At 45.6% G+C, this 2075-nt stretch carries 1 protein-coding gene; it reads right to left on the bottom strand.

Annotated features, from left to right (window positions below; genetic code table 11):
* The coding region (locus tag JF818_RS15360; protein WP_198892916.1) for an EAL domain-containing protein at positions 1-2075 on the bottom strand (2075 nt) is incomplete at both ends.

The following is a 2075-nucleotide window of genomic DNA, read 5'->3' as shown; positions in this document are numbered from 1 at the left end:
CAACTGGTCCATGATTGCATTCGTATTACTGAGACTTTCCACTGCAGTATGCTCGGTCAATTCAACTTCCAACATGGAGCGTGGAATCTTTTGCCTGTTCAGCTCACTGACCAATAGGTCGGTAAGATGTACATTGGAGAGTTCATCAGCACTTAGATTGATGGATAAGGTAAAATTTGGTATGGAGGAAGCAATTTCCTTCCAGTGTGTATGAAGGAAGCTGATTGCGCTCTCGATCACAAATCTGCCCAACAACTCGGTCAATTGGAGCTCCCTGATAAGGGGAAGGAACTCATCCGGATAGATAGGCCCTAGCTTAGGATGATTCCATCTTATAAGTGCTTCTGCTCCGATAATTTTCTCTTTCTTAACTGAGACAAGTGCCTGATAGGCCAGATATAGCTGGTCGGTTTCAAACACTGAGGCAAGAGCATCCTTGATTGCTATTCTCCTTGCATAACGCATTGCAACCTGTTTATCGTAAAAAAGATATCCATGTTCCGTCCCTGGAGTAACCATATGCATGGCAATTGCAGCATTTTCTACTAGAGCATAGAGGCTGGGACTTGGTTCTGGATAGAGTGAGATTCCTACCGAGAGCTGCAAGGCAAGGGAGGATTGCCCGAAGAGATAAGGAAGATGGAAACCGGAAAGAAGTGACGCTACCCTTCTCTCAATATCGGACGCACTGCTTCTCGTTTCAAAGAAGAGCAGGTATGAATCAAATCCTGCTGAAAGGATAGGAAAGCTCGTATCGAGAACCTTCTCAAGCGTTGTAGAGAACCTATTCGAGAAGAGCACTCGCTCCCGTTGATTGAGACGCATCCCAATCTCCTTACTGTTCAAGAGTTGTATCTGCAGACAAACAAACGAACCAGTACCTTCAGGAATCAGTATAGTTCTCGCAAAACACTGATGGTAGTCAATTTGATTCTTTTTGCAGAGCTGAAGCAACTCCATTGTGCTCCACCGGGAGGGGCTGTAGATCTCTATTGCATGAGCACCTTGATCCCGTTTTCCCTCTACTTGGATAACGTCCAAGTAGCAAAGCAAGCGATGCTTGCTCTCATGATACACCCATACTGGGCGAAGTGCTCCACCGTCCGATTCACGGGAGAAGAAAAGATCATATCGGAGAGCCATCTCCTTCTTTCCCTGTAACTCCTCCTGTGTATAACCACATAGTTCCTCAAATGCCTTGTTGCAGAAGGTGACCCGACCTTCTGGGTCATAAACCACCACACCGTTGGATGCATAATCTGCGATCAGGGAGCTGATACGTAGTTGTTGCTTATCATCTGCCCTGACCTGGAGGATGACTACGGCAGCGGAACCAACGAAGAGTACCAGGAAGGAGAGCAGGAATTTAACCGAAGGATGCGACAATAAGAAATCCTGTGTCAAAATCGGCAACTGATCATGTTCATAGCTACTGACAACCGCCCAGAGCCAGTTGTTCGATGTAGAGAAGAACAGCCTCTCACTGCTTGCTGGATAGATGGCTTGAAAGGTATACGCCATATCCTCAGAAACATAGGAACCAATTCTATTCCCTGTCAATTGACTACGCATTCCTGGTTCACGAGAAAACAGATTCATTCCCTCTGCATAGATATTTTTACAATCTGATGCCCCTTCGATGATGATGTTCCCCTGTCTGTCAATGATACTGAACTGCAGGTCCTTCATCAGCGAAGTCTGATATACTGAAAGAAATGAGAGAAGATAACAAGCATCATAATCGATGGCAATAATGCCAGTCATCCTGGATCCCTGATACACAGGAAGAGCAAGGGTAAGTATGGGATTCCCTTCATTTTGAGGGAGAATGTCTGAGATGTAGAGTACATTTGGTTTGAGTGTTTGTATCTCCTGAACCATTTCACTGATACCACTATCGGATAAATATTCCGTGCCCAACAAACTTACCAAGCCTTCTGCATTGGTATCGGCTTGGGCAAGCAAGAGCCCTTGCTCGTTAAGCAGGCGTTGGTGCAGGATATACGATTTTTGTTTGCTGATACGAACCAGAAGATTTGCAACCTCCTGCAATGTCCGCTCATTCTGGTTTTCCC

Origin of the sequence: Sphaerochaeta sp. S2 (assembly GCF_016406725.1) — a bacterium.
Taxonomy (GTDB): Bacteria; Spirochaetota; Spirochaetia; order Sphaerochaetales; family Sphaerochaetaceae; genus Sphaerochaeta.
This window is presented reverse-complemented; position numbering and strand designations above follow the sequence as displayed.